Source organism: Aeromonas sp. JL9 (genome assembly GCF_024436075.1).
GTDB lineage: Bacteria > Pseudomonadota > Gammaproteobacteria > Enterobacterales > Aeromonadaceae > Aeromonas > Aeromonas veronii.
Genome location: NZ_JANFNV010000005.1, coordinates 1 through 15,856, shown reverse-complemented (window position 1 = coordinate 15,856; position 15,856 = coordinate 1). Strand labels below are relative to the sequence as shown.

General features: G+C 53.8%; 11 protein-coding genes and 1 pseudogene. 5 read left to right on the top strand and 7 right to left on the bottom strand.

The window, feature by feature from the left end; translation table 11 throughout:
• On the bottom strand, positions 1–1,610 hold a 1,610-nt coding region (locus NOM06_RS05585; protein WP_255910361.1), incomplete at its 3' end, for a retention module-containing protein.
• Positions 1,611–2,038: 428 nt separating this feature from the next.
• A complete protein-coding gene (gene ppsA, locus NOM06_RS05580; RefSeq protein WP_255910358.1) occupies positions 2,039–4,417 on the bottom strand; it encodes a phosphoenolpyruvate synthase in 2,379 nt (792 codons plus the stop codon).
• A gap of 347 nt (positions 4,418–4,764) precedes the next feature.
• Between ppsA and NOM06_RS05575 the strand changes: the two genes are divergently transcribed.
• Positions 4,765–5,577, top strand: a complete 813-nt coding sequence (locus tag NOM06_RS05575) for a pyruvate, water dikinase regulatory protein (RefSeq protein ID WP_005344832.1) — start codon at positions 4,765–4,767, stop codon at positions 5,575–5,577.
• Between the two features lie 239 nt (positions 5,578–5,816).
• Here the strand turns inward: NOM06_RS05575 and NOM06_RS05570 are convergent, their stop codons facing one another.
• Entirely contained in the window at positions 5,817–6,113 is a 297-nt protein-coding gene (locus tag NOM06_RS05570) for a hypothetical protein (RefSeq protein WP_230848145.1), read from the bottom strand.
• 386 nt (positions 6,114–6,499) lie between these two features.
• On the opposite strand from NOM06_RS05570, the gene NOM06_RS05565 reads away from it, so the two are divergent.
• Complete coding sequence (locus tag NOM06_RS05565; protein ID WP_005352966.1) at positions 6,500–7,882, top strand: amino acid permease; 1,383 nt, start codon at positions 6,500–6,502, stop codon at positions 7,880–7,882.
• 88 nt (positions 7,883–7,970) lie between these two features.
• Here NOM06_RS05565 and NOM06_RS05560 read toward each other — a convergent pair whose 3' ends face one another.
• The gene (locus NOM06_RS05560; RefSeq protein WP_005344826.1) at positions 7,971–8,297 is read right to left on the bottom strand and encodes a helix-turn-helix transcriptional regulator; all 327 of its coding nucleotides are present in this window, start codon (positions 8,295–8,297) and stop codon (positions 7,971–7,973) included.
• Between the two features lie 106 nt (positions 8,298–8,403).
• Here NOM06_RS05560 and NOM06_RS05555 point away from each other — a divergent pair, with 106 nt between their 5' ends.
• Positions 8,404–9,474 (top strand): permease, encoded by a 1,071-nt coding sequence (locus NOM06_RS05555; RefSeq protein ID WP_255910355.1) that lies wholly within the window; start codon positions 8,404–8,406, stop codon positions 9,472–9,474.
• A 324-nt stretch (positions 9,475–9,798) separates the two neighbouring features.
• A pseudogene (locus tag NOM06_RS20875) lies at positions 9,799–11,296 on the top strand (methyl-accepting chemotaxis protein).
• A gap of 404 nt (positions 11,297–11,700) precedes the next feature.
• Here NOM06_RS20875 and NOM06_RS05540 read toward each other — a convergent pair.
• Both NOM06_RS05540 and NOM06_RS05535 read right to left on the bottom strand, forming a co-directional pair.
• The gene (locus NOM06_RS05540; RefSeq protein WP_255910351.1) at positions 11,701–12,885 is read right to left on the bottom strand and encodes a hypothetical protein; all 1,185 of its coding nucleotides are present in this window, start codon (positions 12,883–12,885) and stop codon (positions 11,701–11,703) included.
• Between the two features lie 191 nt (positions 12,886–13,076).
• Positions 13,077–14,186, bottom strand: coding sequence for a competence protein CoiA family protein (locus NOM06_RS05535; protein WP_162791036.1), 1,110 nt, complete (start codon positions 14,184–14,186; stop codon positions 13,077–13,079).
• Positions 14,187–14,775: 589 nt separating this feature from the next.
• Here NOM06_RS05535 and NOM06_RS05530 point away from each other — a divergent pair.
• Positions 14,776–15,273, top strand: a complete 498-nt coding sequence (locus tag NOM06_RS05530) for an antitoxin Xre/MbcA/ParS toxin-binding domain-containing protein (protein ID WP_306236834.1) — start codon at positions 14,776–14,778, stop codon at positions 15,271–15,273.
• 314 nt (positions 15,274–15,587) lie between these two features.
• Here the strand turns inward: NOM06_RS05530 and NOM06_RS05525 are convergent.
• A partial coding sequence (locus tag NOM06_RS05525) for a hypothetical protein (RefSeq protein WP_255910349.1) occupies positions 15,588–15,856 on the bottom strand: 269 nt, incomplete at its 5' end.

Genomic DNA, 15,856 nt, shown 5'->3' with positions numbered 1-15,856 from the left:
GGAATGAGGTTGGTGATGGTCACCCCGTCATCGTCGTTCCTGATGGCCAGGGTCAGGGTCGCCGTGCTCACATCCCCGTCCGCATCGGTCAGGGTGTAGGTGAACACTTCACTCCCCGTCGCCCCGCCCGGCAGCGCCACAAATTGCGGGTCTGTCGGGTCGAGGGTGTAGGTGTAGCTGCCGTTGGCATTGAGCACCAGGCTGCCGTAGATCCCGGGCAGAGTGCCCGCACTCACCGCCGCACCATCCGCCCCCTGCACGTCGTTGGTAATGACGTTGCCGGTGAGGGTGACGCTGTTTTCGCTCGCCGTGCCATTGGTGTCGTTCACCGCCGTCGGTACATCATCCACTATCTGCACGCTCAGGGTGTTCGTCGCTGAGTCCCCATCGCTGTCCACCAGGCTCACCGCGAAGTCTTCAAACAGGCTGTTGTTGCCGTCAGCATTGGCGTGCGCTACGTTGTCGTTCAGGGTGTAGCTGTAGCTAACACTTCCTGTTCCGGTGACAACGTTGAAGTTAATCCCTGTCACAATCAGCTGATTACCCAACTGGCTGGGGATCGCCTGAGGGAATCCGGTGATGAGCTGGCCGTTGCTGACGAGTAGCACGCCGCCCAGCGTAAGGCTTTGCACGCCGTCAGGGGCGTTGAAGGTAAACACGCCACCTTGAGTCAACACTGTCGCATCGGGGGTTGAACCATCCGCCAAGTTGGCATCACTGACCAACACCTCTCCCCCTTCCAGAGTAAGCCCATCAAGGCCTACCGCCTCATCTACCGGAGTAATAGAGATAACGAGTGTTGAAGTCACTGTATCCTGGCCATCAGTTACCTGATAGTTCACCGGGGGAGCTGCACCATCATAGTTAGGCGCAGGAGTGAAGGTATAGCTCCCATCCGGATTGATGATCAGCGTACCCACTCCGGTAATGGCGGCAGCAACACCGGCAGGGACTCCAATATTGATACCCCAGTCATATGAAACGATAGAGGCATCAGCAGGCCCATCTGGATTAGTACTATTGTCGAGCAAATTCCCACTGACCTGAGTGTCTTCCAGGGTCACGGCGGTTTCGCCCAAATCATCAAGCTGATTTTCAAGAATCAAATCTTCGGCCTGATTTTCATTGATGACAGCGGCCGTATCGTAGGTGGTATCAAACCCTGCAGCCGCTATCGTGGCATCACCAGTTCGATCAATTGTGACGAAACCACCATTACCACTGGTCCCCGCAACCCCACCAATACCGCCACCACCACCGGCCGCTGGTGCCCCACCAGCAGCAGAAGCCTCAAAGTTTTGCGTCGGGTCAACACCCTGCAGAATCGATTCTTGCAATGCGGCAATATCTGAAGGAGCGCCTTCCTGGCTGGCAGCCACTTGCGGTTGAGCAGGTTCAGCCGACTCGGAACCTGCCGGTATATCCGATGCAGGAGTATCGTCATAAGGGGAAAGAGCCAGCTTGGCGTCATCCGCTATGGTCAATTTGGCCCCGGGTTGGAGAATTTCCCCTTTTTGCAGAGGGCGGCTGCTTCCATCAGCCAGCACAATCTCCACATTGCCTTCTATAGCTGAGACAACCACGGACTTGTCGATGATTTGGGTACGCATATCCATTGCTCCAAGGTGACAGATCTTAATGGATAGAACATAGAGCTCATCGGAGAGAACAACTGTTGCAAAAATGTATCTACTGGAAGGTGAATACCCGACACTATTGAATTAAATCGAAAGGAACTTCTTTAACTTAAATATCAACAACTTAAATACACTCCAATTGAGGCCATATAAGATATTCATTCAATAGATATGGTTTAAAAACAACGGAAGTTATAAAAAAGCAATCCACCGACATCACGACATCAATGTCGCTCAACTGAAACTCAAGCTATGACAACCAAATAGATGTTTCACTAGGTACAGAAAATGGCTAAAAACAATGCCAGTCAGATAGACCTGACTGGCATTGTTGCATCATGATATTAAAGCCGTAACTGCTGTTCTTATTAACGACTGTGCAAACTAGCGGCCACGTTTCACTACTTTAATTTACCGTCATACTGCTCCGCCAGATAGAGCCAGGTATCGACCACGGTATCAGGGTTGAGCGACACCGAATCGATCCCCTGCTCCACCAGCCAGGCGGCGAAGTCCGGATGATCAGATGGGCCCTGACCGCAGATCCCCACGTACTTGCCCGCCTTGCGCGCGGCCTGGATCGCCATCGACAGCAGTGCCTTGACCGCCTCGTTGCGCTCGTCGAACAGATGGGCAATCAGCCCCGAGTCCCGATCCAGCCCAAGGGTGAGCTGGGTCATGTCGTTGGAACCGATGGAGAAGCCGTCCACGTGCTCGAGGAACTTGTCTGCCAAGAGGGCATTGCTCGGGATCTCGCACATCATGATCACCTTGAGCCCCCGCTCGCCGCGGCGCAGACCGTTCTCGGCCAGGATGTCGATCACCTGCTCCGCCTCGCCCACGGTGCGCACGAAGGGGATCATCACCTCGACGTTGGTCAACCCCATCACATCGCGCACCCGCTTGATCGCCTCGCACTCGAGGGCAAAGCAGGGGCGGAAGCTGTCGGCAATGTAGCGGGACGCACCACGAAAACCGATCATCGGGTTCTCCTCGTGGGGCTCGTAGCCACGACCGCCCACCAGATTGGCGTACTCGTTGGACTTGAAGTCCGACATCCGCACGATCACCCGCTCCGGCCAGAACGCGGCCCCCAGAGTGGCGATCCCCTCGGTCAGCTTGGCCACGTAGAACTCCCGCGGGCTGTCGTAACCGGCGATCATCTTGCCGATGGTGGCCTTGAGCTCTGGGGTTTGCTGGTCAAACTCCAGCAGCGCCTTGGGGTGCACCCCGATCATCCGGTTGATGATGAATTCAAGGCGTGCCAGTCCTACCCCGGCATTGGGCAACTGGGCAAAGTCGAAAGCGCGGTCCGGGTTGCCGACGTTCATCATGATCTTGATGGGCAGGCGCGGCATATTGCCCACCTCGGTCACCGCCACGTCGAAGTCCAGCTCGCCGTCATAGATAAAACCGGTATCCCCTTCCGCGCAGGAGACGGTGATCCGCTGGCCCGGCTGAATATGATCGGTAGCGTTGCCACAGCCCACCACTGCCGGAATGCCCAGCTCGCGGGCGATAATGGCGGCGTGACAGGTGCGCCCCCCCCGGTTGGTGACGATGGCGGAGGCCCGCTTCATGATGGGCTCCCAGTCCGGGTCGGTCATGTCGGTCACCAGCACATCGCCGGGCTGCACTTCGTCCATCTGGCTGATGGAATAGATGACCCGCGCCGGGCCCGCGCCAATCTTGTGGCCGATGGCTCGTCCCTCGATCAGCACCTTGCCCGCTTGCTTGAGGGCAAAACGCTCGAGGGTGTTGGCCTCCTGACGGCTGCGCACGGTTTCCGGGCGGGCCTGCACGATGTAGAGTTGGCCATCCTGACCATCCTTGGCCCACTCGATGTCCATCGGGCGGCCATAGTGCTGCTCGATGATGAGGGCCTGTTTCGCCAGCGCCATCACCTCCTCATCGCTGATGCAGAAGCGGCTGCGCTCGGCCTCATTGGTGTCGACAATCTTCACCTGGCGGCCGTGACCGGCATCGTCCGAGTAGGTCATCTTGATAAGCTTGGAGCCGAGGGTCTTGCGCACCACCGCCGGGCGCCCCCCCTTGAGGGTCGGCTTGTGCACATAGAACTCATCCGGGTTGACCGCGCCCTGCACCACCATCTCGCCAAGACCATGGGCGCCGGTGATAAAGACCACGTCGTTGAAACCGGACTCGGTATCCAGAGTAAACATGACGCCGGAGGCGGCGAGATCGGAACGCACCATCCGCTGAACCCCGGCCGAGAGGGCAACACCCTTGTGGTCGTAGCCCTGATGCACCCGATAGGAGATAGCGCGATCGTTGAACAGGGAAGCAAACACATGCTTGACCGCCGTCATGACGGCATCGATGCCACGTACGTTGAGGAAGGTCTCCTGCTGACCGGCAAAGGAGGCGTCCGGCATATCCTCGGCGGTGGCGGAGGAGCGCACCGCAAACGAGGCCTCGACACCGGCACTCAACTTTTCATAGGCAACCCGGATAGCCTGCTCCAGCTCGGGCTGGAACGGGGCGTCGATCACCCAGTCGCGGATCTGCTGACCGGCCCGGTTGAGGGCGGCGATATCGTCCACGTCGAGATTGTCGAGCAGATGGTGGATCTTGCCGTTGAGGCCGCTTGACTCCAGAAACTCGTTAAACGCAAAGGCGGTGGTGGCAAAGCCCCCCGGCACGGATACGCCGGCGCCAGAGAGGTTGCTGATCATCTCGCCAAGGGATGCGTTCTTGCCGCCAACTCGTTCTACGTCCTGCATTCCGAGTTGTTCGTACCAGAGCACGTACTGTTGCACTTGGATGTCTCCAGGTTGGTGGGCACCGATGCCATAGCACCTCGTGCGCCCGATTTAATCGATGAGGTTATGGGTAAGTCAGGTGCGTTATTGTCTGTTTCTTTTGTTGCCAACGACAATGAAAACGTTTTCTACTGGTTTTCAAAAAAATCCCCGAGCAAGAGGTGGGGATGGTCGAATGACCGGAACATTCTACAATGGCGACACAAAAAGATAACGATTCAGGTTTGCAAGCCACTTCACAACTTGGGCACAGCAGACCGGTTGACAAAACTGGTATGGTTTCGGGAGATACTTCTCACCCCTTACCCCATGCGACCCCACCCGCGGTATCACAGGAGCCCTACGTGCACACCGTATTTTATGTTTCAGACGGCACCGCCATCACCGCCGAAGTGTTCGGCCACGCGGTACTGAGCCAGTTTCCGCTGGCCTTCGAGCAGATCACAATCCCCTTTGTGGAGACACTGGAGAAAGCCCGTCAGGTACGGATGCGGATCGACGAGCAGTTCCGTCAGACCGGGGTACGCCCCATTCTGTTTCACACCATCGTCGACCCGCTGGTACGGGAAGAGGTGCTGAAATCGGAGGCGTGCGGCCACGACTTTCTCAATACCTTCGTCAGCCCGCTGGAGCAGGAGCTGGGGGTCAAAGCCGAGCCCCGCCTCCACCGCACCCACGGTATGGAGAATCGCAAGCTCTATGACGATCGCATCGAGGCGGTCAACTTTGCGCTGGCCAACGACGATGGCATCACCACCAAAGAGTACGATGAGGCGGACATCATCCTGATCGGGGTCTCCCGCTGCGGCAAGACCCCCACCAGCCTCTATCTGGCGCTGCAGTTCGGCATTCGTGCCGCCAACTACCCCTTTATCGAGCAGGACATGGGGATGCTGGAGCTGCCCGCCCCCCTCAAGGCCAACCGTCACAAGCTGTTTGGCCTCACCATAGCGCCACAGCGGCTGCACGAGATCCGAAACCAGCGCCGCGCCAACAGCCGCTACTCCTCCATCGAACAGTGCGAGCAGGAGCTGGCCTGCGTGGAGAGGCTGTTTCGCCAGGAGGCGATCCGCTTCCTGGATACCAGCTCCCACTCGGTGGAGGAGATCAGCGCCAAGGTCCTCGAGGCGACCGGTCTGCGCCGCCAGCTCTGTTAAGCCAGCTTGACAGCTATCGGCATCAACAAAAGATAAAAATTACAGTGTCGCGGCGAAAGTCAGCTGTGGCGAATTGCAATTCACATAGATGGCAGTGAAAAGCAGGGATAAAAAAGGGATAAGCACCACAAATGCTTATCCCTCTTCTTGTCGACCTTGCCGTTGTGCCCTTGTCACCTGCAGCCAGTTAGCCGCTATTCGATTCCGTTCTGCTGCGCTCGGCAAACAGCCAGCGTTCACTAACGATTGAGCTCAGGGTTGTTCATCAACCGGGCATAGAAGGCCAGCAAACCGTGGCGCAGGCGAACCCGCTCCGCCAGCCAGCCGCCAACGAGCGCCCCCGTTACCCCACCCACCAGCAACAGCGACTGCCAGTAGTGCAGCAACTCCTGATCACCGAGTAACAGCCAACCCAGCAACATAATCGCGGCCACCAGCAACAACAGCGGACTGGCGGCAATCCCTAACCAGAGCGCCACCAGCACACTCCGGGCAACCCCTTGTTGCAGCACGCTTTCGCGTTCCCTGTGCTCCAACTCCCTGCACTCTTCCCTGTACTCTCGCTTGTTTGGCATCATTTGCATCCATTTGTTGCTTGGCACCACAAAAGCACACCAACAAGACAAAATGTCAACAAAACAGAATTCGATTGCACAAACATCAATCAAAAACTACCAAGAAGCCTCTTCAGATCATGAAAAAGCTGCCATTGGTACAAAATACGGCCATTAGAGATGGAAAACAGGTGCATTCATGGCGGATTATCACTATTCTGCTTCGGTTGCCAGCCAACACCAAAAATTGAAAACGGCGTTCCGTAACGAAATAAATACAGCTTTCGTCAGGTTTTGGCTACGCACTGCGGCCTGCTCAGGATGAGCCCAACACCGACAAGAGACAACAGAGACGTAAGGACAGACCCATGGATTTGAAACAAGACGGTGAGGAGCTGAAGCGCGGCCTTAAAAACCGCCACATTCAGTTGATTGCTTTAGGCGGCGCCATCGGCACCGGCCTCTTTTTGGGCATTGCCCAAACCATCAAGATGGCAGGCCCCTCAGTTCTGCTGGGTTATGCCATTGGTGGCTTTATCGCCTTCCTGATCATGCGCCAGCTCGGTGAAATGGTGGTGGAAGAGCCGGTAGCCGGTTCATTCAGCCACTTTGCCTACAAATACTGGGGCGAGTTTGCCGGTTTTGCGTCCGGTTGGAACTACTGGGTGCTCTACGTGCTGGTGAGCATGGCCGAGTTAACCGCGGTGGGCATCTACGTCCAGTACTGGTGGCCAGAGATCCCGACCTGGATGTCGGCAGCCTTCTTCTTCGTGCTGATCAACGCCATCAACCTCTCCAACGTCAAAGCGTTTGGCGAGATGGAGTTCTGGTTCGCCATCATCAAGGTGGTTGCCATCATCGGCATGATTGGCTTTGGCGGCTATCTGCTCCTCTCCGGTGCCGGCGGCCCCGAGGCGAGCGTCACCAACCTGTGGGCCCAAGGCGGCTTCTTCCCCAACGGCATCAGCGGTCTGGTGATGGCGATGGCGGTGATCATGTTCTCCTTCGGCGGTCTCGAGTTGGTGGGCATTACCGCCGCGGAAGCGGACAACCCAGAGAAGAGCATTCCCAAGGCCACCAATCAGGTGATCTACCGCATCCTCATCTTCTACATCGGCGCTCTGGCTATCCTGATGTCCCTCTACCCCTGGGGTAAAGTGGTGGAAGGCGGCAGCCCGTTCGTGATGATTTTCCACGCTCTGGACAGCAATCTGGTCGCCACCGTGCTCAACATCGTGGTGCTGACGGCCGCACTGTCGGTCTACAACAGTTGCGTCTACTGCAACAGCCGGATGCTGTTCGGTCTGGCCAAACAGGGCAACGGCCCGAAAGCCCTGCTCAAGACCAACAAGAGCGGCGTGCCGCTGGTTGCCCTCTCGGTCTCGGCCATCGCCACTCTGCTCTGCGTGCTGATCAACTACCTGATGCCGGGCAAGGCGTTCGGCCTGCTGATGGCGCTGGTGGTCTCCGCACTGGTGATCAACTGGGCGATGATCAGCCTCGCGCACCTCAAGTTCCGCAAGGCCAAGGTCGCAGAAGGCGTCCAGCCCAAGTTCAAGGCGTTCTGGTACCCCTTCGGCAACTATCTCTGCCTCGCGTTCATGGCTGGCATCCTGGTGATCATGTATATGACCCCGGATTTCCGTATCTCGGTCGAACTGATCCCAGCCTGGCTGGTGGTACTAGGCATTGGCTTTGTCATCAAGCGCAAAGGACAAGCTCAAAGCAAGGTCGCAGCCAATCTGGGTTAATGCCCGAATCTAGCGACATCAATGCAAAACGCCGATCACATGATCGGCGTTTTTTTATTACGCGCAGCACTACTAGCAGCCGTAGCCCTCAGGAAGGCAGCTCTTGCCTTTGATCTTGCCGGTGCTCCGGGCTGTTGACGCAACACTCATCGCGGAAAAAGGCGATGATCTCCTCCAACACCGCGTATTGAGAGACGCAAAGCAGGGTGCGACTCTCCCGGTTTTGCTTCACCAGCCCCACCGAGACCAGCGCCGCGATATGGTGGCTGAGGGTGGAAGCGGGGATCGCCAGCTGCTTTTGCAGCTCACCCACCGGCAGCCCCTGCTCTCCCGCCTTGACCAGATGCTTGAAGATAAACAGCCGGGTCGGATGACCCAGCTCTTTCAATGCCTTGGCGACCTCTTCCAGTTGCATCTCTGCGCCCTCCACGAATTTGATATTTCGATAATACCAGAAATATCTTGACCGGTCATTCATTTCGATTATTTTGGAAATATAGAAACCAAGTGAGGATACGACAATGAATGAGTGGTTAACCATGTTGACCGATGCAGCCCAGATGTTCCTGTTTCTGGCTGTCGAGCTGTCGGTGCTGTTTCTGGTCATTAGCGCCGGGGTCAGCCTGATCCGCCAGAAGATCCCCGACGAGAAGATCCAGCGGATGCTGGGGGCGCGCCATGGCAAGGGCTATCTGCTCTCGGCCCTGCTCGGTGCCGTCACCCCCTTTTGCAGCTGCTCCACCATCCCCATGCTGAGAGGATTGCTCTCGGCCAAGGCTGGCTTTGGCCCCACCCTCACCTTCCTGTTTATCTCGCCACTGCTGAACCCCATCATCGTCGGCTTGATGTGGGCCACCTTTGGCTGGAAAGTGACCCTGCTCTACGCCGTGATCGCCGCCAGCGTCTCCGTCATGGCGAGCATGCTGCTCGACAGATTGGGGTTCGAGCGCCATGTCATCGACCCCAAAGAGGCCACCCCCTCTTGCGGTAGCGGCTGTGGCCCGGCAACCCGCGCCACCACTCAAGCACATTGCAGTGACAACCAACGCAGTGCCATTCGCGCAATCAAACCCCTCAACGGGGCAGCGTGCTGCCCGGCTCCGCAACCAGAGATGGCAGAGCAGGCCGCCCTCTCCTGCTGCGGCGATGGCACTGCAACCCTAGCCAGTGCGCCACAGCTCCCCACCGCCTGGGTCAAAGCTCGCATCGATGCCTGGCAGCAGTTCAAAGCGGTATTGCCCTTCCTGCTGCTGGGGGTGCTCATCGGCTCGTTTATTTACGGTTTTATTCCGGCCGAGTGGATCGCCGCCCATGCTGGCGCCGACAACCCGCTGGCCATCCCCTTCAGCGCCATCGTCGGGATCCCGCTCTACATCCGCGCCGAAGCCGTGATCCCGCTGGCGTCGGTACTACTGGGTAAAGGGATGGGAATGGGCGCCGTCATGGCGCTGATCATCGGCAGTGCCGGTGCCAGCCTGACCGAGGTGATCCTGCTCAAATCGATGTTCAGAACCCCGATGATTGCGGCCTTCCTTACCGTGATCCTCGGCATGGCGATCCTGATGGGCTACCTGACGCAACTGCTGTTTTAAGTCGCCCATCTTTAAACAGGCAAAATGCCAAAGCAGCCGAGTGTGAAACCATCAGGCTTACCCTAGACAAACGCCGATCGGATGATCGGCGTTTGTCTATTCCGTACGGCAATCAATTTGAGACAGCCAAAGGATGAGGGGTTTGCTGCTCTCCGGGCAATGTGACTTGGCCTGCCTCCCCTCGCCGAACTGTGCTGTAAAAATGTGAGACCCATCCCGTCCCCACGCAGTAGCACAAGAGTTAATGTGCAACAACACAATAAATGAACATCCTCTGCCATACTCAAACGAAGTATTCCGTTACGCCGAAACCGGAGCCTGATCATGGTAACCAGCTCGCTTCACACCACAGATACCGAGGTTGAATTTGCCGACGATATCCAGTTGGTATCGACGACCGATCTCAAAGGGGACATCACCTACGCCAATCCGGCGTTTTGTCAGGTGGCAGGCTATCGCCTGGAAGAGATGTTAGGGCAGCATCACAATCTGGTGCGCCACCCCGACATGCCCAAGGCAGCGTTTGCCGATCTCTGGGCCCACCTGCAGGCAGGTAAACCATGGCGAGGCATGGTAAAAAACCGCTGCAAAGATGGTGGGTTACCAATCCGTCCGCTGCCGTCCCGCCGCAGAGCACAAAGCGCGTGCCAGCCAGATGTACAAAACCCTTAAAGCCCGTGAAACCGGCTCTGCCATTCACATGGGCCTGCGTCAACTCACACCGGCCATGATGACCATACCTCTGCTGCTCGTCAGCGTGATCAGCGCGCTCTGGCTGCTCTCACCGCTGCAGGCGCTCTGGGTCATCATTCCTCTCTTGGCAGCCATCTGGTTCAATCGCCACCCTCTCTTCCTCACACCGCGATTCTTGCAGCAGCTCGAGCAGGATTACGACAGCATCAGCCGCCTTATCTTCTCGGGGGATGCCCCCCACAGCATTGCCGATTTCCATATCAAGCTCGGGCAAGCGAAGATCCGTACCGTACTCGGCAGGGTGGATGACACCACCGCGTCGCTCAATGCCATGGCCAATGACCTGCGCGGCTCCGCCTCGCTGGCCAGCCAGGATATCTCTTCGCAAGACACGCAGATCCAGCAGATTGCCACCGCCGTCACCCAGATGGCTTCGGCCGCCGAGGAGATCAACCGCAATATTCAAGACAGCAACAGCCAGATTGAAGAGGCCCGTAGCCACTGCATCACCACCAGCACCCAGCTTTCGGAAGCGGGAGAAGAGATGTCGGCGCTGGCCACCCAGGCGGAGCAAGCCTTCCAGTCAGCTGTCGAGCTGGCGAGCGAGTCCGAGCGGATCGGCACCATCATGAGCGAAATTCGCGGCATTGCGGATCAAACCAACCTGCTGGCGCTCAATGCCTCCATCGAAGCCGCACGGGCAGGCGATCAGGGGCGTGGCTTTGCAGTGGTGGCGGACGAGGTTCGCAGCCTGTCGACCAGAACCCACAAGGCGACAGAGCAGATCCAGAACAGCATTGGCCATATCCAGCAAACCCTTGGGGGATGGAAAGAGATGATGCATCTCAATGTGACCAGAACCAACGCCTGCCTCGCCACCACCCGGGCAAGCACCGGCAACCTGAATCAGGTTGTGGTCGAGATAGACAAGGTCTCTGATTTTTCCAACCAGATCACCGCCGCGGCCACCGAGCAACAAGCGGTCATCGAGGAGATCAGTCGCAATATCAACCAGATATCCTCGCTCTCTCACGATAACAGTCTCAAAATCGATCAGGTGAGTGAAACCAGTGCCAATTTGCAGAGCAAAGCGAGCCAGCTCAAGGACTTAAGCCGGACATTTGGATAGCAGCATGCAGATAAAGTCCATGTAAACGAAGGGCCACCCGTCTGGGTGGCCCTGTTGTTTATAAGGCTTAACTGTAGCTCCTAAATGATCATGACCATTTAAGTTGGAAACTAGCTGATCAATCGATTCAGTAACTTAGCGACACCACAAGTGACATTTAAGTTGGAAACTCGATAGCAATCCTCCGCCTGCTCAACGAACAAGCAGGACATTGAAGTTGGAAACCAAGCTCTATCTGGCTCATCAGCCCCCCAGAAACGAAAAAATCTCTGCAAAGCAGAGGTCTAGACGTAGAAAAAAGGACCGTCCCTTTTCAGGGACAGTCCTTCATCATTAGATTTGAAGTTAACAAAAATTGCAGACGAGTGTCTAATACTATTTATCTATCCAAGTGACCTGAATACTCAATCTGAGCCAAACCCACCAAACTCTTCAAAGTCAATGTCACCATCAAGGCCATGTTCAATGTACAAGCCCTGAGCCTCATCTCGAGCCTTTCTAGCCATCTCAGGAGTTAGGGTCGGAATTTTAATACCGGCCTGACGCACAACTTCACGTTTAGCCCATGAATTAAAATACTGCTCTCCACCCTGATAAACCTCTAGATTATGCTCCTTAGTAATATCGACACCGCACTTATCTGCCAGATTTAACCAAACCCAACAACGATATATGTCAGCATAATCATAACGTTTTATAAGCGTATGCATTGCCTCGATATAACCTTGTAATGCAGCATGAGTCCACCAGCGGTGAGCTTCATCATGTAGCCCTTGTTTTTCCGCCAGTAGCGCTATAGAAATAGAGCACCTTACAAAGCCAGGTTGAACACTATAGATTGCTTTATCAAGGCCGGTCTGACCTATCAAATATATTGCATCAGTGTATCCCTTTTTGGCTGCCTCATGCACATGATGGACCCATAAATTATAACAAGATAACTTAACCTCATAGCTCTCTGCCTTTTCCAATTCGGGTCCAGATAAAACATCACCATTTAACTTCCGGCGATACAAAAGCTCATCCTCTTTCGATTTAGTAAAATCAAAACCAGAATGAATTCCGAGCAATTCATACAAATATACGTGATGATGAAGATTTCCTGAATTGGCATACTCTTTCAGGTGTTGCAATGCTTCCATATATATAGGGGAATTCGCATTTCCTTTTACCAACTCAAGAAGCAATAAGTTTTCAGGTGATTTTAAAAGCTCACCATCTACTATATTCTCTCGGGAATTATGACAATTATCCCGAGCCCAGTCTAGGCTCTTGGTGTTAAATAATGGCTCGATCAACACATTAGTGATTTTTCTTTTTTCAATGAGATCAGACAATTTACGTGCAAGCTGCGTAAGATGAACGTCACTGAAATGTAGTTGTTGAGCACGAAGTTCGATTGCATGAATGTTAATTTTGGAATGCCATGTTGCTCCACAGAGCAGAATGGACTTACTCTTCAATGTCGCATAACTCTGATGACCGAAATTTGCAGCAATAAGCTCATAAACCTGTGAGCGTTTAATCGGAAAACCGTACTCAGCTTGTAGGGATTGCTGTACATCGAAGACAAACTGTTTGATGGTCATGATCCTATCTCCTAGTTCACTTTTCTTGGATGTAATCGCACACGTTTAAATCATCCAAAGCGAACATGAGGTTTAGGTCATGGAAATTGACACTTAGAGAGGCTGTTTTGACTCGTGTGCAAGTCCGGCTAGCCAGCCATGCACAACGTTATCTGAATCAGCAATGGTTTTCAAGATCTATCACAAAGTGGTCATTCTTGAGTCGTTCCACAGCTCTTACACCACCATATACTTCCGACTTTCTGCATCGATGTCCGACAGCGTGGGCATAGTGGCGAACCAACTATGTTTGATGTCTTTTTCATTGCATATGGTGTTGTATGAGATCGTACCTTATCAAGGTGTGGAACGTTGGAATGCTGACGAGAACGAATACAACTCTCACGAAAACAATACCCATCAAAGGTTGTACTTGGAGCCATCATTTTGCAATGCTTGCAATAAATGGGTGGGGGGACTTTCTTTGGTTCGACTGATCTATCATCTTCCTCTATCAGCACTGAATGTCCTGTGAAAGCTCTGCGCTTATGCATCTCAATCCGGCGTTGCTCTACCCTTCTTTGATGCAATCTGACCTCTTCAGCTCTCCTGGCATTTTCAGCAGCCATCTGCGCTGCTAGCTTGCGTTTCTGCTCCTCTGCACTTTGAGCAAGTATCATTAACTCTCGCGCCTCACCTGGATGATAGAGCCAAACAAGACAATCAGGATTCTCACTCAATATTTTCAGCATCCATGACACTGTATCTATTTCTTTAGGACGTGCCCCATTAAACATATGAAGATAAAACTGACCGTAACGCACCCCCAAAACTCCCGTTTTACGATGCGAGTTGGAATACGCTACAAGCCATTCCGGAGGATAAATTAACTTCTCATGTACCGGAGGTAAATAAAGCCCTATTTGATAATCTGACCTTTCATCCAATTGATAAATGGCCGTTGGAACGCCGTGAAGTGAATCCTGAGCTATACGCTGGACTCTTATATTGAAATGAGGGGCAGAGACTTCATGCAAGCTTCCCTCAAAGACAACACTTTTGGCCGGGGTGTTCAATACTGAAATATCGTCAAGCTTCTCCATCAACATCAGCCGAACACTAGTCTCAAACGCATAAAGGCATTCTTGCTGGCTCGCGTCATGATGAGCAAAATGATGCTCCTTAATCTGCCCCTTCTTCGCAACCAAGCGACCATGACAACTTGGGCAATGACATTCACAACGAAGGCCTCGCTCAACGTCATCAATCGCAACCACTTGGCCACTATCGGTCTTGATGGCAAAAGGTATTCGGGTATCCATCCCCATTCTATATGGTCCCATAGAAACAAAGACTAATCATGACAGTCTCTAATGAACATCTATTTGTTACAAGTCACAATTGACTACTTCCGGCTTGCGTTCGACATTCAGAGTCACGTAGCCTCAGCAAAAAATATGATAAATCAGATCGTTAACTAAGCACCCTGAGAGCAATCCACGCGATAGTCCCAACTTATCCATTCATCATTGGTCGAATTTATAACAGACAACGTGATATCCATCAGCCCTTCAAGGGCTAGGAACAAGACAGAGTAAGATCACTCACACTCTTGTCTTCAAGATGATCAATCGGGGGCGGCCAAAACTAACCACCGGCATCGGATTTTGCTGTGTTTTCACCTCTTAACCCGGTTTACAGCAGAAGTGGTCCAAAACTGGGAACCCTGAGATGGATGGGTATCGTATGGAAGCACACTCCGATTGACACACACCTGCGTTGAAAAATAACGAAACCACCACAAAGTAAGCATAACAAATTGTTATTAAAGGCTTTTTAAAATCATTTCTGCTATAGCTAACAGCTCTCGAATAACCCAAACTAGATGATGACCCAATGAAATCCTGAGTGATGATTCGCATTGGGCTGCCATCAACAACCCCCAGACGGAGGCGCAGACTAATCATGACTCATGTAGAGCAATCTCCCCCAACCAGCAATCTATCTGTTCTGGAGTCGCTCGGTCTACCACGTAACTGGCTAGCCGCCCATCAGCACATAGTGTCTGGTGTATCTCCTGAGATCGTCGTCAAACTGAGCACGCTATTGGGGTCTAATACCCGAACAATTTGCCAGATGATTGGCATTAGCCGAGACACACTGAATCGCCAAATCAAACGGGGCAATCGCTTATCGACAGCTCAGGGAGATCGCGTTTACTGGGCAGCCTTAGCAGTGGACGCAGCCATATCCCTACACCGGGGAGATACTGCTAAAACGATGAGATGGCTCACCCGCTCTGCGTGGGGATTAGGTGGTGAAAAACCGGCCGATGTGATTACTACGCCTATGGGAGCGCAGGCAGTTATCGATCTTGTCGGCCGGATTCGGCATGGCATCCCCTGTTGATTAACAGTTCATACGTGACCATAAAGCACCAACAATAGGCTCATCTGGTGAGCCGATCACCCCGACCAATCGGCTCATTTGATGAGCCGATCACCTCGACCAATCGGCTCACTTGATGAGCCGATCACCTCGACCAACCGACTCACTTGATGAGCCGATGACCTCGACCAATCGACTCACTTGATGAGCCGATCAACACAACCACTCAAATCGTGGTTAGATAAGCTCTCGATTGCCTTCAATTTTCCCAAATTGATCAGGGTCTGCGGGTTGATAATCATCCGAAAACATATTCATCAACCGATGCTCCTGTCTCAGGTTGGCCAGCGCCCCAAAAAAGCAGCCTTCACATAGGTGTACCTGATATCGTTCACCATCGTGCTGCGAACCATAACCCCAGCAAGCTTCCAGCGTGCCGAATTCCTGCGTACCGAGCGATTTAGTAGTACTAGCACCACAGACATCGCACAAAATATCGACGACCTGTGTGGTAGGAACGATTGCTTCTGCATATTCCGGCCGATCATGAACACCGATTCCGGTTCAACGTGAACACCATTTCCGGACCAATGTGAACGCTCAT

Bases quoted from the DNA above. Each gene is read 5' to 3' on its own strand.
- NOM06_RS05540 (WP_255910351.1), bottom strand. From the start codon at position 12,885: ATGACCATCAAACAGTTTGTCTTCGATGTACAGCAATCCCTACAAGCT.
- NOM06_RS05560 (WP_005344826.1), bottom strand. From the start codon at position 8,297: ATGCAACTGGAAGAGGTCGCCAAGGCATTGAAAGAGCTGGGTCATCCG.
- NOM06_RS05555 (WP_255910355.1), top strand. From the start codon at position 8,404: ATGAATGAGTGGTTAACCATGTTGACCGATGCAGCCCAGATGTTCCTG.
- NOM06_RS05530 (WP_306236834.1), top strand. From the start codon at position 14,776: ATGATTCGCATTGGGCTGCCATCAACAACCCCCAGACGGAGGCGCAGA.
- NOM06_RS05535 (WP_162791036.1), bottom strand. From the start codon at position 14,186: ATGGATACCCGAATACCTTTTGCCATCAAGACCGATAGTGGCCAAGTG.
- NOM06_RS05565 (WP_005352966.1), top strand. From the start codon at position 6,500: ATGGATTTGAAACAAGACGGTGAGGAGCTGAAGCGCGGCCTTAAAAAC.